General features: G+C 73.1%; 17 protein-coding genes. 5 read left to right on the forward strand and 12 right to left on the reverse strand.

What is annotated here, in order from left to right; genetic code table 11:
• Window positions 1-167 precede the first annotated feature (167 nt).
• On the reverse strand, window positions 168-1,145 hold the full coding sequence (locus tag ABT106_RS20725; protein WP_351279369.1) for a sigma-70 family RNA polymerase sigma factor: 978 nt from the start codon (window positions 1,143-1,145) through the stop codon (window positions 168-170).
• Between the two features lie 576 nt (window positions 1,146-1,721).
• On the opposite strand from ABT106_RS20725, the gene ABT106_RS20730 reads away from it, so the two are divergent.
• The gene (locus ABT106_RS20730; protein WP_351279372.1) at window positions 1,722-2,369 is read left to right on the forward strand and encodes a Uma2 family endonuclease; all 648 of its coding nucleotides are present in this window, start codon (window positions 1,722-1,724) and stop codon (window positions 2,367-2,369) included.
• Here the strand turns inward: ABT106_RS20730 and ABT106_RS20735 are convergent.
• The 3 genes from ABT106_RS20735 to ABT106_RS20745 all read right to left on the reverse strand — a co-directional run bounded on the left by ABT106_RS20735 (window position 2,366) and on the right by ABT106_RS20745 (window position 5,621).
• On the reverse strand, window positions 2,366-3,127 hold the full coding sequence (locus tag ABT106_RS20735; RefSeq protein WP_351279411.1) for a dioxygenase family protein: 762 nt from the start codon (window positions 3,125-3,127) through the stop codon (window positions 2,366-2,368). The genes ABT106_RS20730 and ABT106_RS20735 overlap by 4 nt on opposite strands.
• Before the next feature lie 125 nt (window positions 3,128-3,252).
• Entirely contained in the window at window positions 3,253-4,791 is a 1,539-nt protein-coding gene (locus ABT106_RS20740) for an MFS transporter (RefSeq protein ID WP_351279375.1), read from the reverse strand.
• Between the two features lie 62 nt (window positions 4,792-4,853).
• Window positions 4,854-5,621, reverse strand: a complete 768-nt coding sequence (locus ABT106_RS20745) for a TetR/AcrR family transcriptional regulator (RefSeq protein WP_351279378.1) — start codon at window positions 5,619-5,621, stop codon at window positions 4,854-4,856.
• Window positions 5,622-5,867: 246 nt separating this feature from the next.
• Here ABT106_RS20745 and ABT106_RS20750 point away from each other — a divergent pair, with 246 nt between their 5' ends.
• From ABT106_RS20750 to ABT106_RS20760, 3 genes are all read left to right on the forward strand, one after another.
• A complete protein-coding gene (locus ABT106_RS20750) occupies window positions 5,868-7,145 on the forward strand; it encodes a M6 family metalloprotease domain-containing protein (RefSeq protein ID WP_351279381.1) in 1,278 nt (425 codons plus the stop codon).
• Between the two features lie 204 nt (window positions 7,146-7,349).
• Window positions 7,350-7,916, forward strand: coding sequence for an RNA polymerase sigma factor (locus ABT106_RS20755; protein ID WP_351279383.1), 567 nt, complete (start codon window positions 7,350-7,352; stop codon window positions 7,914-7,916).
• The gene (locus tag ABT106_RS20760; protein ID WP_351279386.1) at window positions 7,913-8,911 is read left to right on the forward strand and encodes a CU044_5270 family protein; all 999 of its coding nucleotides are present in this window, start codon (window positions 7,913-7,915) and stop codon (window positions 8,909-8,911) included. Before ABT106_RS20755 ends, ABT106_RS20760 begins: the two co-directional genes overlap by 4 nt.
• A 44-nt stretch (window positions 8,912-8,955) precedes the next feature.
• On the opposite strand, the gene ABT106_RS20765 is transcribed toward ABT106_RS20760, so the two are convergent.
• Both ABT106_RS20765 and ABT106_RS20770 read right to left on the reverse strand, forming a co-directional pair.
• Window positions 8,956-9,747 carry a response regulator transcription factor gene (locus tag ABT106_RS20765; protein ID WP_351279389.1) on the reverse strand — a complete coding sequence of 264 codons (792 nt, stop codon included), beginning with the start codon at window positions 9,745-9,747 and terminating at the stop codon, window positions 8,956-8,958.
• Window positions 9,748-9,999: 252 nt separating this feature from the next.
• Window positions 10,000-10,632, reverse strand: a complete 633-nt coding sequence (locus ABT106_RS20770; protein WP_351279391.1) for a ScbR family autoregulator-binding transcription factor — start codon at window positions 10,630-10,632, stop codon at window positions 10,000-10,002.
• A 268-nt stretch (window positions 10,633-10,900) separates the two neighbouring features.
• Here ABT106_RS20770 and ABT106_RS20775 point away from each other — a divergent pair, with 268 nt between their 5' ends.
• Window positions 10,901-11,845 carry an NAD-dependent epimerase/dehydratase family protein gene (locus tag ABT106_RS20775; protein ID WP_351279393.1) on the forward strand — a complete coding sequence of 315 codons (945 nt, stop codon included), beginning with the start codon at window positions 10,901-10,903 and terminating at the stop codon, window positions 11,843-11,845.
• A gap of 23 nt (window positions 11,846-11,868) precedes the next feature.
• On the opposite strand, the gene ABT106_RS20780 is transcribed toward ABT106_RS20775, so the two are convergent.
• The 6 genes from ABT106_RS20780 to ABT106_RS20805 all read right to left on the reverse strand — a co-directional run bounded on the left by ABT106_RS20780 (window position 11,869) and on the right by ABT106_RS20805 (window position 16,599).
• Window positions 11,869-13,140, reverse strand: a complete 1,272-nt coding sequence (locus tag ABT106_RS20780) for an MFS transporter (RefSeq protein ID WP_351279396.1) — start codon at window positions 13,138-13,140, stop codon at window positions 11,869-11,871.
• A 10-nt stretch (window positions 13,141-13,150) separates the two neighbouring features.
• On the reverse strand, window positions 13,151-13,294 hold the full coding sequence (locus tag ABT106_RS20785) for a hypothetical protein (RefSeq protein ID WP_351279398.1): 144 nt from the start codon (window positions 13,292-13,294) through the stop codon (window positions 13,151-13,153).
• A 339-nt stretch (window positions 13,295-13,633) separates the two neighbouring features.
• Window positions 13,634-14,320: a DsbA family oxidoreductase gene (locus tag ABT106_RS20790; protein WP_351279400.1), complete on the reverse strand. Its 687-nt coding sequence runs from the start codon at window positions 14,318-14,320 to the stop codon at window positions 13,634-13,636.
• A gap of 15 nt (window positions 14,321-14,335) precedes the next feature.
• Window positions 14,336-15,664 (reverse strand): MFS transporter, encoded by a 1,329-nt coding sequence (locus tag ABT106_RS20795; RefSeq protein WP_351279403.1) that lies wholly within the window; start codon window positions 15,662-15,664, stop codon window positions 14,336-14,338.
• Window positions 15,665-15,880: 216 nt separating this feature from the next.
• A complete protein-coding gene (locus ABT106_RS20800) occupies window positions 15,881-16,465 on the reverse strand; it encodes an NADPH-dependent FMN reductase (RefSeq protein WP_351279406.1) in 585 nt (194 codons plus the stop codon).
• An 11-nt stretch (window positions 16,466-16,476) separates the two neighbouring features.
• The gene (locus ABT106_RS20805; RefSeq protein ID WP_351279409.1) at window positions 16,477-16,599 is read right to left on the reverse strand and encodes a hypothetical protein; all 123 of its coding nucleotides are present in this window, start codon (window positions 16,597-16,599) and stop codon (window positions 16,477-16,479) included.
• Between the last annotated feature and the right edge of the window lie 404 nt (window positions 16,600-17,003).

The raw sequence follows: 17,003 nt of genomic DNA on the forward strand, positions 1-17,003 counted from the left end.
GCGGTGCCGGGGTGGGGGGGGTGGGGGCTGGCCCGGGTCCCCGACCCCGGTTTGGGGACGGTTCGGGTTTCCGCCTCAGGGGTCGGGGGTGGCGTGGGGCAGGGGGGAGCCCCGGCACCTGGGGGGGGGTTAGGTACCGGGGCTCGTCTCGGGGGGCGGCGGCGCGGTCAGGCCACGGCGTCGAAGCCGGTGTCGCGTGCCATCCGCTTCAGCTCCAGGAGCGCGTGCTTCTCGATCTGGCGGATCCGCTCGCGGGTCAGGCCGTGCTGCTTGCCCACTTCGGTAAGCGTACGCTCCCGGCCGTCTTCGATGCCGTAACGCATCTTGATAATCGACGCGGTGCGCTGGTCGAGCTTGCCGAGCAGGTCCTCCAGTTCCTCGCTGCGCAGCAGCGAGAGCACGGACTGCTCGGGCGAGATCGCCGAGGTGTCCTCCAGGAGGTCGCCGAACTGCGTGTCGCCGTCGTCGTCGACCGCCATGTTCAGGCTGACCGGGTCGCGCGCCCAGTCCAGGACGTCGCCGACCCGCTTCTCCGTGGTGTCCAGCTCGGTGGCGATCTCCGCGTGCTCCGGGTCGCGGCCGTTCTCGCGGTTGAACTCGCGCTGGACGCGGCGGATCCGGCCGAGCTCCTCGACCAGGTGGACGGGGAGGCGGATGGTGCGCGACTGGTCGGCGATGGAGCGGGTGATGGCCTGGCGGATCCACCACGTGGCGTACGTGGAGAACTTGAAGCCCTTGGCGTAGTCGAACTTCTCCACGGCGCGTACCAGGCCGGCGTTGCCCTCCTGGATGAGGTCGAGGAGCGGCAGGCCACTGCGCGGGTAGCGGCGGGCGACGGCCACCACGAGGCGCAGGTTGGAACGGATGAAGACTTCCTTGGCGCGCTCGCCGTCGGCGGCCAGCGCCTCCAGCTCTTCGCGCGAGGGCGTACGGCCCCCGCGTTCTATGACGCCGTCGAGGATCTGCCGGGCGTACACGCCCGCCTCGATGATCTGGGAGAGCTCCACTTCCTTGGCTGCGTCGAGCAGCGGGGTACGCGCGATCTCGTCCAGGTACATGCCGACCAGGTCGCGGTCTGCGATCTCCCCGCCCACAGCGCGGGCGCTGCTCGTGGACTGACGACGGGCGACGGCGCGGGTTGCCATGCGTGCTCCCTTGCGATGGAGTGTCGGTCGCGGTGCGGCTGCCGGACGTACCGGTGGTGCGTCCCCGGACACTCTCCCGAGTGCCCGCTTCCGAAGGAAACAACGACTGGAATCGGGACAGAATTCCCACGTTGCGCCCTGTTTTCCGAGATCTTGCAGTATCCTGCCCCGCCACGAGACGGGATCGGATGCCGCGAAAATCCGAAGAGGTGCAGGTCAGGCCCGGAACGCCGGCCGATCTGGAAGGACGCGCGACTCCGGACGGCCAGAACGCCCGTGAGACCGCCGTCACACGCGATACGGCCGTGATCACTCCGGAACAGCGCCGCCCATGACTGCACTCCCACCCTGGTGGACGACCCAGGGCGGGTTCTGGTTGCCTGGACAGGCGATCGAATGACCGTTTACGCGACAAGCGGGGCCTTTCGTCCTAAATCCGGCACGTGACGTCCGGACCGGACCCGTGCGGGTGAAGGGCAGGCATATTCCAGCGGCACGGGCGGTCGGCTTCCTAGCCTCGGAGAGTCGTTTGTGCCACCCGGCCGGCGGCGCCCACACTCAGAGGAGGTGCTGCACATGACCGCTCTCGCCCACGAGACGCCGGAGGCCGTAATGCCAGAGGTCACGACTCCCCCGTCGGACCTTGACGACGTCCTGTGGCAGGCGTGGAGTGCCATGGAACTCCCCGAGGGCTACCACGCCGAGATCGTCGAGGGGTTCATCGAGGTGTCATCCACAGGTCGCTACTCACACGGCCAGGTCGCGAACCGGCTGCGGGATCGGCTGGTCATCTTCCTCGCCCAGAGCGACTTCGCCGCTCGCCAGGACATGAACGTCATCCACGAGCGCAGCGTCTGGATCCCTGACCTGTTCATCACCCTGGAAGACGCCGAAGAGCACGTCACGGAGGACGGCCTCGGGATCGACGTGGCCGCCGTGCAGCTGATCGTCGAGGTCGTCTCCCCCGGCAGCGACGGCATCACGCGGGACCGCACCCGCAGGCGGCGCGCGTACGCCCGCGCCGGCGTTCCCGTCTACGTCCTCGTCGACGACTTCGACGAGGGCGGGACCGTCACCGTGCTGAGCGGACCCGACCGGGCGCAGGCCGTGTACGGCGACGAGGTGCGGACGGCCTATGGTGCGGCGGCCACCGTGCCCAGCGGGCCGGCCAAGGGGTTCACCATCGGGCCCGAGATCACCGGCGGCCCGCGCGCCGGCGGCTAGCCGAACTGTACGGAGCGCTTCGAGAGGCCCATCCAGAAGCCGTCCACCGTGTCGCGGCGGCGGGCGAGGTCACCGGCGGCCTCGGAGGCGCCGAGGGTGACGAACAGCGGGGCGAAGTGTTCCGTACGGGGATGAGCCAGGCGGCCCGACGGGGACTTGGCCTCGAAGTCGAGCAGGGAGTCGAGGTCGCCGGCCGCCAGTGCCTCGTGGCCCCACGCGTCGAACTCCGCCGACCAGGCGGGGACGCCCGGGTGGCGCAGCGCGGCCAGGTTGTGCGTGAAGAAGCCGCTGCCGACGATGAGGACGCCCTCGTCGCGCAGCGGGGCCAGCTTGCGGCCGATGTCCATCAGGCGGCGCGGGTCCAGGGTCGGCATGGAGACCTGGAGCACCGGTATGTCGGCCTCGGGGAACATCTCCACCAGCGGTACGTACGCCCCGTGGTCCAGGCCCCGGTCGGGGACGTCCTGGACCGGGGTGCCGGGGGCGCGCAGCAGCTTGCGTACGGAGGCGGCGAGCTCCGGGGCGCCGGGGGCCCCGTAGCGGACCTGGTAGTAGTGCTCGGGGAAGCCCCAGAAGTCGTGGACGAGCGGAACCCGCTCGGTGGCGCCGACGGCGAGGGGGGCCTCCTCCCAGTGGGCGGAGACCATCAGGACGGCCTTGGGGCGGGGCAGGGACGCGGACCAGGCGGCCAGCTCGGCCGGCCAGAGCGGGTCGTCGGCGAGGGGCGGGGCGCCGTGGCTCAGGTAGAGGGCCGGCATGCGCGGTTCGGTCGTGGTCACAGGGGTCTCCTCCGTCGTTCAGGGCCGCCGGAAACAGACTAGCCCCACTTGGTTCAAATTTGAACCAAGTGGGGCTCTCAGTCATTCCCGGACCGGTGGGCCCGTCAGTGGGCGATCACCGGGACCTTGAACTCGGCGTCCTCGGCGGAGCCGGAACCGGAGGCCACCGGGCCGCCCGCGCCGGGCCGGCCGGTGGTGATCAGGGTGACGGCGATGGCCGAGCTGGCGACCAGGATGCCGACCGCCCACCAGATGGCGGAGGAGTAGCCCTCGACCATGGCCTGGGCCTGGATCAGCCGCGCGGCCGGACCGCCCGCCGCGGCCTCGGCCGCGTGGTCGGTGAGGTAGGCCGTGGTCGCCGAGGCGGCGATGGTGTTCAGCAGCGCGGTGCCGATGGCACCGCCGACCTGCTGCGAGGTGTTGACCATGGCGGAGGCGACGCCGGCGTCCGCCGGGTTCACCCCGTGCGTGGCCAGGGACATGGCCGGCATGAACGCCGTGCCCATGCCGAGGCCGAGCAGCAGCTGCGCGGGCAGGATGAGCGCCGGGTACGAGGATCCGACCTCCAGCTGGGTCAGCAGCAGCATGCCGGTGGCGGCGACCAGGAAGCCGGGGCCCATCAGCAGGCGCGGCGGCACCCGGGTCATCAGACGGGCGCCGATCTGGGTGGAGCCCGTGATCATGCCCGCGATCATCGGCAGGAAGGCGAAGCCGGTCTTGACGGGCGAGAAGCCCTTCACGACCTGGAGGTAGTACGTGAGGAAGAGGAACAGGCCGAACATCGAGATGACGGCCAGGCCGAGGGAGAGGTAGACCCCGCCGCGGTTGCGCTCCAGCAGGACGCGCAGCGGCAGCAGCGGGGAGCGGACCTTGGACTCGGTGAAGACGAAGGACGCCAGCAGCACGGCCGAGCCGATGAACAGGCCCATGGTCAGCGGGTCCGACCAGCCCTCGGACTCGGCGCGGGTGAAGCCGTACACCAGGGCGACGAGGCCGAGCGTGGACAGGACCACGCCGGGGATGTCGAGGGGCGCGCGGTTGCGGGAGCCGGCGGGCTCGCGGATGACGAGCCAGGCGCCCACGGCGGCGACGATCGCGAACGGGATGTTGACGAAGAAGGTCCAGCGCCAGTTGAGGTACTCGGTGAGGACGCCGCCGAGGATCAGGCCGACGGCGCCGCCGCCGCCCGCGATGGCACCGTAGATGCCGAACGCCTTGGCGCGCTCCTTGGCGTCGGTGAACATGACGGCGAGCAGGGAGAGGGCGGCCGGGGCGAGCAGTGCGCCGAAGGCGCCCTGGAGCGCGCGGGCACCCAGCATCATGGCCTCGCCGTTGGCGGCGCCGCCGAGCGCGGAGGCCAGGGCGAAGCCGATGAGGCCGACGACGAAGGCGTTCTTGCGGCCCCACTTGTCGGCGATGCGTCCGCCGAAGAGGAGGAGCCCGCCGAAGGCCAGCGCGTACGCGGTGATGACCCACTGGCGGTTGCCGTCCGAGATGCCGAGGTCGGTCTGGGCGGAGGGCAGGGCGATGTTCACGATGGTCGCGTCGAGGACGACCATCAGCTGGGCCAGGGCTATGAAGACGAGTGCCTTCCAGCGGCTGGGGTCGGCAGCCGGCGCGGGCGCCGCGGCTGTTTTGGACATGGGGGTACCCACTTCACTGTGCGGAATGACTGAAAAAGGCTAGTTCGGGAGCAGGGAGGGCGTCATGTGGCGGTCCGTCTGAGGCCCTCCAGCGTGGCCGCCGAACCCGGCAGCACGGAGCGGGCCGGAGCGCGCAACCCGTCGAGGAACAGCTGGATGTGACGGTGGACGAAGCGGTCGACGTCGTGGCAGGCGGTGCCGGGGAGGGGGCGGCTGAGCTGGGAGAGGGCCATCGTCAGATCGCCGACGCCGATGTCCGTGCGGAGCAGTCCGGTGGCCTGGCCGGTGGCCAGCATGGTGCCGACGGCCTCCTCCAAGGCGTCGCGCGCCGCGCGGAGTTCGGGGTGGTCGTGGTCGAAGTCACCGGCGAGCATCGGGCACAGGGCGCCGATCCGCTCGTCGGCGGCGGCGTGCGTGAAGCGGCACAGCGCGGCGAAGGCGTCCGGCTCCTCGGCAAGGGCGGCCTCGGCCCGGGCGGTGACGCGGTCCATGACGAACAGGACGACGTGGTGGACCAGGGAGGCCCGGTCCGGGAAGTGCCGGTAGAGGGTGGCGTTGCCGATGCCGGCCCGGCGGGCGACCTCGTCGAAGGGGGCGCCGGGGCCGAACTCGACGAAGACCTCACGGGCCGCCGTCAGGATGCGCTCGCGGTTGCGGACGGCGTCGGCGCGGGGGCGCGGAACGCCGGTCGCGCGGGACGCGCGGGCGGCGGGGGGTGCGGTGGTGGCGCCACAGCCGGGGGCTTCCGGGTCGGTGGCTTCCGGGCCGGGGGCTGGGGCGGATCCGGTGGCACACCCGGCCGCCGGGGCGGTGGTGGTGGTGCGTTGCATTCCGGGGCCTCCCTGGCACGGTCACTCGGTACGCCCACCAAACGGGGAGCGGATCCCCACTTCGCGGGACTCACATGCAAACGGGGAACCTGTCCCCGCTTATTTCACCCCTTCGCGTGACCTGGGTCACACGGCATGCCACGTTCGGCCTCTCCCGCCGCGCGGGCGCGCCGCAGCCGTCGGAGGGTGGGCGGACAGAGCGCAGTCCGGACCCGGCCGGCTGCCGCGGACCCGAAGGCGATCTCCATGCCGCAGACGCGCCACCGGATACGCAGACCACGCCGCACCGGCGCGTTCATCGGCCTCACCGCGCTGGCCCTCGGCGTCACGGCGACCGCGAGCACGGGGATATCCAGTCGGAGCAACTCGGCGGCCGGGCCCGTGGCCACCAGCGTCGAGTCGGCCCTCGCGCCCTGCCGGATCGCCGGAACGATGGGCGTGCAGATGTCCGAGGGCCTGCCGACCCCGCCCGGGTACTCGCGCTCGACCGGCGAGGTCCGCGCCCTGAACCTGATGATCGACTTTCCGGACGCCAAGGGCGAGGGCACGGCCCTGGACCGGCTGGCGGAGTTCTTCCCGCAGACCTCGAACTGGTTCCGCACCAGCTCGTACGGACGGCTCAGCTACCAGGCCGAAGCCCCCATAAGGGGCTGGCTGCGGATGCCGATGCCGTTCGCCGCGTACGGGATCGAGCGCGGCTCGCCGTACGAGCCGGGCTACCGGCAGCTCGTCGAGCACATCGCGAAGGCCGCCGACTCAGAGGTGGACTTCAGCCGCTACGACCTGGTCAACATCCTGGTCACCCCGAACGCCGGACCGTCCGCCCTGGACACCGTCCTGTCGGTGACCTTCTCGGGCAACGGCGAGGCGCCCGCCGCCGACGGGGTCCCGCTCGCCAACACGTCCTTCGTGTACAGCCGCCAGGACGACGGCTCCGGCACCTACCGGGAGACCGGCTACCGGGTGCTCCCGCACGAGAACGGGCACGTCTTCGGACTGCCCGACCTGTACACCTCGGACGGCGGCGGCAGCGTCGGGCACTGGGACATCATGAGCGAGGACTGGGGCGCCAACAACGACCTGCTGGGCTGGCACAAGTGGAAGCTGGGCTGGCTGGACAGCACGCAGATCAGCTGCGCGGCGAAGCCGGGCGCCAGCGACCACACCCTGTCGCCGCTGGCGGTGGAGGGCGGCACGAAGCTGGCCTTCGTCCCGCTCTCCGAGAGCGCCGGCTACGCGGTGGAGGTACGGACGCGGGCCGGGAACGACGAGGCCGTGTGCAAGCCGGGGGTGCTCATCTACAAGGTCGACTCCGACGTGGACACCGGACGCGGCCCGGTGACGGTGTCGGACAGCGCCGCCGCGAGCGGCGGCTGCACCCGGCGGCCGAACGTGCACGCGGAGCTGTCGGACGCGCCGTTCCGGCCGGGCGAGACGTTCACGGACGACAAGGCGGGCATCAGCGTCTCGGTGGTGGGAGAGCTGCGCAACGGCAGCTATCAGGTGCGGATCATCCGCCCCTGAGGGCGCGCGCGGCGGGCGGGGGCGGGCGTGAGGGCGGGCGGGCGGTTCGCCCGCCGGTCCGGGACGGGAATCGGGTACGGGGGCCCCGCCACTCGGCCGCCGGGTCCCGGCCTCCGGCCCCCCGTGCGGCGGTACTTGGCGGCCCGGCGTCCGGCATGACGAGCGTCACATGCAACGCGGTGCGCCGAGCGGACACTACTCGGTGTGGACCAGCAACTGTTCGCGGACCTCTACGACGCGCACGCCGGAGCGGTGTACGCGCACGCCGTCCGCATGACGTCCGACCGCACCGGGGCGGAGGACATCGTCTCCCTCACCTTCCTGGAGGCGTGGCGGCTCCGCGAGACCCTCGACGGAGTCACCAGCCACCGGGCATGGCTGCTCGGGGTCGCCACCAACGTCATGCGCAACACCCGCAGGGCCGCGCGTCGGCACAGCGAGGCGATGTCCCGGCTGCCCCGGCCGGAGGCCGTCCCGGATCCGGCGGACGCGGTGGTGTCCCGTATCGCGGACACCGCCAGGGCGTCGGCCGCGCTCGCCGCCCTGGGCGAGCTGCGGCGCGCGGACCGCGAGGTCATCCTCCTGTCGGTCTGGGCCGGCCTCAGCCACGCCGAGGTGGCCCAGGCGTGCGGAACCAAAGAGGCCACCGTCCGCTCCCGGCTGTCACGGGCGCGCAGCCGCCTTCGCGAACTGACCACGGCCGGTCTGGCCGCGGAGCGGGCCGGAGGGCACGTGTCCGTGCCCCGCACCCCACGGGAGGGAAACCTGTGAACGCCGACGACGACGCACGCACCGCACCGTCCGAGCACGACGAGCTGTTGCGGCGCCTGCCCGGGCTCTCCGACGCGGAACTGCCCTTCAGCGGCCACCACCTCAGGGAACTCCTGATGCGCGAAACGGCGCGGGGTACCCGGGCCGCCTCCCGCCGGCCCGGGCGCCGCCTGGTCCTTTCCCTGGCGGCGGCCGCGGCGGCGTGTGCCGTGACGGTCTCCTTCGCTCTGGGGGGACGCGGCACCGGTGACCGGCCCGGTGCCGCGACTCCCGAGCCCGCGGCCGTACGGCTCCTGGACCGCGTCGCCCTCGCGGCGGCGACGGCGCCCGCGCCGGCGGTGCGCGACGGGCAGTTCATGTACACGAAGACCATCGGACACTCCACCTCGCTGACCGAAGTCCGGATCGGACAGATGGTGGCGGCCCCCACGGACCAGTCGGCCGAGCGCTGGCTGCCGGTGGACGGTTCGGCGGGCACGGTGGTGCGCACCGCGTCCGGGACCGACAGGATTCCGCCGGGGGGCCCGCCGAGCCTCAGCAGACCGACCTACCGGTTCCTCGAAACGGTGCCGACCGACCCCGCCGAGCTGCTGGAGTTGCTCTACAAGGACGCCCGCGCGCACCACGGTCCCGGCTCGGGCTCGACCACCGGCCCCGACCAGCAGGCGTTCGTGGCGATCGGTGACCTGCTGCGGAGCGTCGAGACCCCGCCGGGGCTGAGTGCGGCGCTCTATCGTGCGGCGGCCCGCATCCCCGGTGTCGTGGTGGTGCCCGAGGCGAGTGACGCCGCCGGCCGGACCGGTGTCGCGGTCGCCCGCGTACACGACGGCGAGCGGACCGAGTGGATCTTCGACAAGGAGAGTCTGCGGCTCCTGGGGTCACGCGAGGTCGTCCTTGAGGACAACTCCTGGGGCAAGGCCGGAACGGTGGTGACGTCGGTGGCGGTCGTCGCCCGGGGCGTCACCGACCGCCCCGGACAGCTGCCGGGATCCTGACGGCCGGGGCGGGCGGTGAGCGGTGGGCGGTCACGGGTGGGCGGTCAGGGGTGGCCCAGGCGGAAGCCGACGCCGCGGACAGTGATGATCCAGCTGCTCGAACCGAGCTTGCCGCGCAGGCTGCTGACGTGCGTGTCGATGGTGCGCCCCGGGTTCGACCAGGAGTCGTCCCACACCTGCGCCATCAGCTGCCTGCGGGAGACCACCGCCCCCGGCTCCGAGGCGAGCAGGTGGAGGAGGTCGAACTCCTTGCGCGTCACCTCGACGGCACGGCCGCTCAGCCGGACCTCCCGGGTGCCCGCGTCGACGAGGAGCGGGCCGCGGCTGATGACGCGGGCGACGGAACGCTGCGGCCGCACCCGCCGCATGACCGCGTCCATGCGGGCCAGGAGCTCGCGGAAGCCGTACGGCTTGACCAGGTAGTCGTCCGCGCCGGCTTGCAGACCCAGCACGCAGTCGAGTTCGGTGCCGCGCGCGGTGACGGCGATGACCGGGGTGTCGCTGACCGCCCGGATCCCGCGGCAGACCTCCAGGCCGTCGAGGTCCGGCAGGTCCAGGTCCAGCAGGATCAGGTCCGCGCCCTGGTGCACCCGCATGGCCTTGGCCCCGGTGGCCACGCTCTCGGCCACGTAGCCGTGCCGGCGCAGCCCCTGGACCAGGGAGTCGGCGGCGCGCGGCTCGTTCTCGACGACGAGGACGTGCAGCGCCTGCCCGGTGCTGGTGCCCCCCGCGGCCTCCGCCCCCGGCGGGCGGTGCTGCTCCGGGAGGAGCGGGGAGCGCTCGGGGCGGGGTCGTCCGGTGCGAGGTTCGAGTAGATCCGTGGTCTGCCGGTACATCTGATCCTCCTGAGGCACTGTCACGTTGCCGGGTACGGGTGAGATGCCGCCGCGGACGGGCTGGCGACCGAACTCTCCATCGGGCTCCCTGACCTTTCCCGCGCGCCTGAACCCCGCTCCCCCAGGGGAAGCAGCCGCCAACGAGAGGACAGTACCAAACAGACTTGTCTGCATGTTATGTGTCGACAACCCGCCCCGTCCCGTACGTCCACCCCGGGAGGCCCCCGCTCCGCCCCGGACCCCGGGGTCCGCTCAGCCGTCGGCGGCCCCGGACGGCGCCTCGGGGGGCGGGGTGGTGCGGAGCCGGCCGAGGATGCCGGGGGTGGCGAGGCCGGGCAGCAGGAACCGCCAGAGCGTGGAGACGCGTTCGGGCAGGTCACGGCGGTCGCTGTAGACCTGGGACATGATCTGGAGCCCCGTGAAGGCGCCGACGATGAGCGAGGTGGCCTCGCGCAGATCGATGCCGGGGAGCACCTCGCCCTGAGCCGACGCCTCTTCGAGCAGCCCGAGGATGGCCGTGCTGGACATGTCGTACGGGCTCTGGGCCGGGCGGGAGAAGGAGGTCTGCTCGACCGCCAGCCGGACGCTCGCGCGCAGGACGGGGTCGATGCGCAGGCGGCGCGCGAACTCCATCGTGAGGTCGATGGCCGCCTGGAGCTTGACCGGGTTGTCGGGCACCTTGAGGGCTTCGCTCTGCAGCGACACCAGCGCGGCCGCGATGGCCTCCTTGGAGGGGAAGTGGTGGTACAGGGCCCCCCTGGTCAGGCCGGTGCGGGCCAGGATCTCGGTGGTGCTCGCGGCGTCGTAGCCCCGCTCGTCGAAGACCTGTGCGGCGGCCTCCAGGATCGACCGTTTCGACCGCACTCCCCGTTCCTGCTGTGCCATGAGCGCCCTCTCGAAGTCTGTCGCGTTGCTCCGTAAATTTTACGGACCTGTCTGTACTTTATGCCCTCGCGGTGACTCCTGTCGGCAGATGCGGTCTACTCGGCACCCGTCTCGCGGCCTAAGCTCATCGATCCGCGCGGCGGCGTCCTCGCCGCCGCTCCCGGTGCGGGCGGCGCGGTGCACCGCCGGGAGCCGCGCGTCGACCCGGCCGACGTCGTCCTGCGGCCGGCCGGCAGCTGATCCCCTCGCACCCCCTGGAGACCCTCGCGTGACCACGATCATGATCACCGGCGCGGCCGGATTCGTCGGCCGTCACGTCACCCGCGAGGCCGAACGCCGCGGCGTCGCCCTGCGGCTGATGTCCCACCGCAGTCCGCTGCCCGGAGCCGGGACGCCCCCGGCCCCCGGTGTGCACACCGTCGTACGGGCCGATCTCGCCGACCCCGCGTCGCTGCGCGGCGCGTGCGACGGGGTGGACGTGCTGGTGCACTGCGCCGCGCAGATCGGCGGGACCGCCGAGCGGTGCGAGGCCGTCAACGCCCGCGGCACCGCCGCCCTCGTCGAGGAGGCCCGCCGCGCCGGGGTGTCCCGCGTCGTCCACCTCAGCACCGCCTCCGTGTACGGCCGCGGCACCTTCCGGGGGCAGCGCCCCGAGGACCTCGTCCGCCGTCCCGGATCGCCCACCTCGGCCAGCCGGGCCGCCGCCGAGGACGCCGTGCTGGCCGCGGGCGGCACCGTACTGCGCCCCCACCTCGTCTACGGCGAGGGGGACTCCTGGGTCGTACCCGGGATGGCCCGGCTGCTGCGGGCCCTGCCCGGCACCGTCGAGGGCTGGTCCGCGCGTACCTCCGTGATCGCCGTGCCCGACCTCGCCCGCGCCCTGGTCGCCACCGCCCTCGCGCCCGCCGGGGACCTGACCGCGTCCGTCTACCACGCCGCGCACCCCCGGCCCGTCGTCTGGAACGGGCTGCTGCGCGCCGTGGCCGACCGCGCCGCGCTCCCGTGGCCCCGGCGCGACCTCACCGCCCCGCAGGCACGCGCGCTGTTGGCGGAGCACGGCGGCCAGGGCCGGGAGCTGGACATGATCACCACCGACCACTGGTTCGACAGCGCCCCGCTCTGGTCCGACCTCGGCTGCGACCCCGGTCCCGGATTCCCGGGGCACGCCGCCGACTTCGCACGGTGGTACGGGGAGGGGCTGCGGACCGGCTGAGCCCGCCCGCCGGGCCCCGGCCGCTACGGGGAGACCGCGTCCGACGCCTCACGGGCCCCGGCCGGGGCGTCGGGCTCCCGCCGGCCGGTCCCGCGCAGGTGCAGGGCCAGTACCGCCAACGCGGCCAGGACGGTGGCGGCCCCGCCGGCCAGCAGCCCGGAGCGGGCGCCGAGGCGTTCGCTGAGCCAGCCGATCAGGAGGGCGCCGAAGGGCGTCGTGCCCTGGAACACCAGGGTGTAGAGGGCCATCACCCGCCCCCGGTAGGCGGGGTCGGAGCCGAGCTGGATCCGGTGGTTGGCCGCCTGGGCGAAGGAGATCGAGCCGAACCCGGTGAGGAACAGCAGGACGGCCGCGACGGCGAACGTGGGCGCCAGGCCGGCCAGCACCTCCAGTACCCCGAACCCCAGGGCCGACCAGATGACCAGGCTCAGCGACGGCCTGCCGCGCCGCCCGGTCGAGGCGAACGCGGCGAGCAGCGAGCCGGCCGCCATCGCCGTGGTGAGCAGCCCGAACGCGGCGGCGTCGGCGTGGAAGACCGTCTTGGCGAACAGCGGCAGGGTGAGCTGGAAGTTGAAGCCGAGCATGCCGACCACCGCCACCAGCAGCATGGGCAGCAGCAGATCGGGCCGCGAGGCCATGTACCGGATCCCGTCCACGGCGCGCGCCCGCTCCGGCCGGCTGCGCTCGCCCCGGTGCAGTTCGGCGGGCCGGATCAGCCGCAGCCCGGCCACCGTCGCCAGGTAGCTCACGGCGTTGACCGCCATCACCGTCCCGGTGCCCAGCCAGCCGATCAGCAGGCCGGCCAGGGCGGGACCCACCACCCGCGCCGCGTTGAAGTACGCCGCGCTCAGCGCGGAGGCGTTGGGCAGCAGGCCGGGGCCGACCAGCTCGGTCACGAAGGACATCCGGGTCGGCACCTCGACCGCGTTGACGATGCCCAGGCCGAGCGCGAACAGGAACACGTGCCACAGCCGCACCGACCCCGTCAGCACGAGCGCGGCGAGCAGCAGCGCGAGAACCCCCGAGGCGGCGTTCGCGCCGATCAGCAGCCTGCGCTTGTCGTACCGGTCGGCGAGGACGCCCGCGTGCAGCGTGAGCAGCAGCAGCGGCGCGAACTGCAGGGCCGTCACCACGCCCAGGGCGGTCCCGGAGTCGCCGGTCAGGGACAGCACCAGCCAGTCCTGGGCGACGACCATCATCCAGGTGCCGGTGACGGAGGCCAGCTGGCCCGCGGCGAACAGCCTGAAGTTGCGGACCGTCAGGGACTGGAAGCCGTGGGCGAGAGCGCGTTTCATCGGGTCCTTGTCAGTCGGTGCCGCGGAAGACGTGGTGCTCGGGGGCCTCGCGCTGCTCACCGGCGAGCAGGGTGGGCCGTACGGTCCGGGCCGGCCGGGCGGCGGCGTGCTCGGCGCCGGCCGGTTCGGTCCGGTCGAGGAGGTCCTGGCTCATGGCTCTCTCCTGGGGGTGGGAGGGTACGGCGGGCTTCTCAAGCATGGGTGCGGGACCGGTGGAGGGCCTGGTGACGGCATCACAGCGGCCCTCCCGCGCCTCGGTGGCGGGCACCGGGGACGGTCGCCGTGGCCTTCCGGTCGCGCGGCCGGGGCGGGGCCACCGCGAGGGTCGCGAGGGTGTCGCCGAGCCCGGAGACGTCCAGGCCCGGCAGCCGGTCGGAGCGGTCGGCTGCCGGGCGCGGGCTTTCCGCCGTTCGAGTGGACCCCGTCGGGCCGGTGCGGGCCCGGGACACCGTATGCGGGGCGGCGGTCGGTCTGGGCGCCGGGGCGCGCCGGGTCAGCCGGCGGCCGGGCCGGAGGCTTCGAAGACACGGCGGAAGGTGTCCTCGGGCAGCGCACCCGTGACCGCGGTCCCGTCCGGGAAGCGGAACACCGGTACCGAGCGGATGCCGAGGCCCCGGACGCGGGTCAGTTCGGTGTCGAGCGCGCCCGCGCCGGGGAGTTCGGGCCGTACGCCGGTCTCGGCCGCGAGCCCGTCCAGTACGGCGCGGTCGCCGATGTTCAGGCCGTCCGTCAGGTAGGCCCGGAACAGGCGCTCGGCCATGGCCTCGCCGCGGCCCTGCGCGGCGGCCGCGGCCAGCAGCCGGTGCGCCTCGAAGGTGTTGACGTGCACGGCGCGGGCGAAGTCCAGTTCCAGGCCGTCCGCGGCCCCCACCGCGGCCATCGAGGCGGTGGCCTCCCGGGCCCGCTCGGCGGTGCCGAAGAAGCCGAGGTGGACCTCCGACAGCGGCCTGCCCTCGGCCGGGGCGTCGGGCGACACCTGGAACGGGAGGAACACCACGTCCACCCGGCCGCCCGCCTCGCGGTGGCGGCGGGCGGCCCGCGCGAAGCGGGTGTAGCCGATGTACGAGTGGACACAGGTCAGGTCGAGCGCGATCTCGACCCGCACCGGCACCCCGGCGGCGGTCCGGTCGGTCGGTACGGCGGTCTGCTCGGGGTGGTGCTCGGCGGCGCTCCTGCTCATGGCGGGGCCGTCCTTTCAGCTGGTGGCGGGCGAACCGGCGGACGGCTCGGTGGTGAGGGCCGAACCGCCGGCGGGCGCACCGGCGGCGGGTTCGGCGGCCTTGCCCGCCTTGCGTTCCGCATCCGGGTCCGCCGGCGCCCCGGCCGCGGCCCGTTCCCGCCCGGCGACGCGGCGGCCGCCCAGGTGGTAGGCCGCCGCGACGAGCAGCGCCGCGCCCGCGACGACCGCGAACGTCGGCTGGATGCCGAGGGAGGAGACGAGCGGCTGGGTCAGGACCGGGGCCAGGAACTGCCCGAGGAACAGGGCGGTGGTCAGCAGGCCCGCGTACCGGGCGCGTACGTGGGCGGGCGCTTCGGCGAGCACCCAGTTGTTGAGGTTCGGCATCAGGAAGCCCAGGCCGGTGCCCATGATGAGCAGCGCCACGACCAGCACCGCGATGCCGGGCGCGACCGCGAGCACCAGGTAGCCGAGGCCGATGGCGAGGAAGGACAGCGCGGCGAGCGAGTACTCCCCCGCGAGCCGGCGGAAGAACGCGAACCGCATCGCGACCATGCCGGTGGTGAAGGTCTGTACGGCCATCACCGCGCCGGAGACCACGGCGGCGGCCTTGAAGTGGTCCTCGACCAGGAACGGGACCTGGACGGGGACGGAGTAGAAGGCGACCTGGCCCAGCATCATCGCGGCCAGCGCCGCCAGGGTGCCGGCCGGCACCTTCGGCGTGGCAGGGGCCGCGGCCCCCTTCCGCTCCGGGGCGGGAGCCTTCGCGGTACGGCCCTTGGGCAGGAAGGCGAGCGCCGGGATCACCAGCAGGGCGCCCAGCAGGTAGACGAGGAAGACGACGCGCCAGTCCAGTCCGGCGAGCGCGCCGCCGCCGAGCAGCAGCACCACGCCGCCGAACGAGCCCGCGGCGGCCTGCCGGCCCAGCAGGCGCTGCCGGTCGGTGCCCTCGTACAGGTCCGCGATCATGGCCATGCTGCTGGTCATGATCAGCGAGACGCCGATGCCGAGGACCGCGCGCCCGACGAGCATGCTGGTGAGGTCGGGCAGGTAGGCGCCGGAGCTGCCGCCGATGCCGAAGGCGAGCATGCCGGTGACGAGCGCGCGCTTGCGGCCGAGCCGCTCCACGACGAAGCCGGCGACGGGCGAGAACAGCACGATGGCCAGCGCGTGCGTGGTGGTGATCATGCGGGCCAGCAGGTCCGCGTTGGGGGTGTCCGCGAACGCCTCGCGGATGCCCGGTATCGCGGGCGCCACGGTGGCGCCCGCCATGATGGTCAGGGTGCCGGCCAGTACCAGCGTGGCCGCCTGGCCGCGTCCGGTGGGCCGGGTCGAGGGTGAAGTCATGGTTCCCGTCCTCGGGGTGGTGAGGTGGTCCGGGCCCGGCGGCCTGGTGGGCGTGGCGCGCGTGGCGGGCGGAGTCGTCCGGGGCGTGGCGGGCCGCCGCGGCGACCTGGCCCGGCCCGCACGGCACGTCGAGTACGGCCAATCCCCTGGGGCGAGCCGCGGCCGGGAGGGGGGCGGAGGGGGTGCGCCGGCGGCGCACCCCCTGCCACCGGCCCGTCAGACCTCGTACGGGGTCCTGACGCGGGCCTCGCGGAGCGCGTTCGCCCACCAGCCGAGCTGGTCCAGCAGCACCTTGGCGGCGCCCGCCGGGCCGGTCTCGTCCTTCGGCTTGCCGTCCTCGCCGAACTGCTCCCACGCCATGTGGAAGCTGACCGCGTCACGGACGGTGACCGCGTGCAACTCGGCGAAGACGGGGCGCAGTTGCTCCACCGACCGCAGGCCGCCGGCCAGGCCGCCGTAGGAGACGAAGCCGACGGGCTTGGCGCGCCACTGGGTGTAGTGCCAGTCGATGAGGTGCTTCAGCGAGGCGGGGAAGCTGTGGTTGTACTCCGGTGTCACGATGACGTAGGCGTCGGCCTGCTCCAGGCGCGGCGAGATCTTCGAGAGGATCCCGGCGGCCTCCTCGGACGGGTTGTGCGAGATCGCCGCGGGCAGTTCGTGGTCGGCGAGGTCGACCACGTCGACGATCAGGTCCGCGCGTTCCCTGGCGATACCGGCGAACCATGCGCCGACGACCGGACCGAACCGACCCTCGCGGACACTGCTGTTGATCACTGCAAGCCGCAGAGGCTCGTTCGACATGGTTGTTCCTTTCATGGGGTGGAGAGGGCGATGCCATCGATTCCCGCGGGCCGCGGCTCACCGGTGCGCGTCAGCCCGGCCGGACCAGCGCACACGACCATCACGGCGACGCCCGTGTACCTCTCCTCGGACATTCTCAAGGTTCCTTCCAGCGGAATCTGTTGATGAGTCTCCGCGACGAGGAAGAGGGCGACAATGCATTCCCATTCAAACCCCGGTGATATTTCGTCACGGGTTCGCGCATTGTTCAGCGGCACATGAAAGGAACTACAGAGGAACTCAAAGCGGCACGTCACCGGCCGGCTGCGGGGCGGCGTCCGTACGCGTGAAGGCCCCGCCCGGACCGGGGTCCTGGCGGGGCCTTCACGTGGCCGTCGGCGGGGCCGGAGCGTTCCGGCCCCGCCGACGGGGGTGTGCGGGTGGGGCAGGGGCGGGGCCCCGGCGGCGAGGTCAGTCCTTGATTTCGCAGATGGTGGCGCCGGAGGTGAGGGAGGCGCCGACTTCGGCGGTGAGGCCGGTGATGGTGCCGGAGCGGTGT

The organism is Streptomyces sp. NPDC002044 (assembly GCF_040296725.1).
GTDB classification, from domain to species: domain Bacteria; phylum Actinomycetota; class Actinomycetes; order Streptomycetales; family Streptomycetaceae; genus Streptomyces; species Streptomyces antarcticus.

Excerpts from the sequence above, each read along its gene's own strand:
- ABT106_RS20790 (WP_351279400.1), bottom strand. The coding sequence starts at position 14,320 with ATGAGCAGGAGCGCCGCCGAGCACCACCCCGAGCAGACCGCCGTACCG.
- ABT106_RS20725 (WP_351279369.1), bottom strand. The coding sequence starts at position 1,145 with ATGGCAACCCGCGCCGTCGCCCGTCGTCAGTCCACGAGCAGCGCCCGC.
- ABT106_RS20750 (WP_351279381.1), top strand. The coding sequence starts at position 5,868 with ATGCCGCAGACGCGCCACCGGATACGCAGACCACGCCGCACCGGCGCG.
- ABT106_RS20735 (WP_351279411.1), bottom strand. The coding sequence starts at position 3,127 with ATGCCGGCCCTCTACCTGAGCCACGGCGCCCCGCCCCTCGCCGACGAC.
- ABT106_RS20765 (WP_351279389.1), bottom strand. The coding sequence starts at position 9,747 with ATGTACCGGCAGACCACGGATCTACTCGAACCTCGCACCGGACGACCC.
- ABT106_RS20770 (WP_351279391.1), bottom strand. The coding sequence starts at position 10,632 with ATGGCACAGCAGGAACGGGGAGTGCGGTCGAAACGGTCGATCCTGGAG.
- ABT106_RS20780 (WP_351279396.1), bottom strand. The coding sequence starts at position 13,140 with ATGAAACGCGCTCTCGCCCACGGCTTCCAGTCCCTGACGGTCCGCAAC.
- ABT106_RS20805 (WP_351279409.1), bottom strand. The coding sequence starts at position 16,599 with ATGTCCGAGGAGAGGTACACGGGCGTCGCCGTGATGGTCGTGTGCGCT.
- ABT106_RS20800 (WP_351279406.1), bottom strand. The coding sequence starts at position 16,465 with ATGTCGAACGAGCCTCTGCGGCTTGCAGTGATCAACAGCAGTGTCCGC.
- ABT106_RS20785 (WP_351279398.1), bottom strand. The coding sequence starts at position 13,294 with ATGAGCCAGGACCTCCTCGACCGGACCGAACCGGCCGGCGCCGAGCAC.
- ABT106_RS20740 (WP_351279375.1), bottom strand. The coding sequence starts at position 4,791 with ATGTCCAAAACAGCCGCGGCGCCCGCGCCGGCTGCCGACCCCAGCCGC.
- ABT106_RS20795 (WP_351279403.1), bottom strand. The coding sequence starts at position 15,664 with ATGACTTCACCCTCGACCCGGCCCACCGGACGCGGCCAGGCGGCCACG.
- ABT106_RS20730 (WP_351279372.1), top strand. The coding sequence starts at position 1,722 with ATGACCGCTCTCGCCCACGAGACGCCGGAGGCCGTAATGCCAGAGGTC.
- ABT106_RS20745 (WP_351279378.1), bottom strand. The coding sequence starts at position 5,621 with ATGCAACGCACCACCACCACCGCCCCGGCGGCCGGGTGTGCCACCGGA.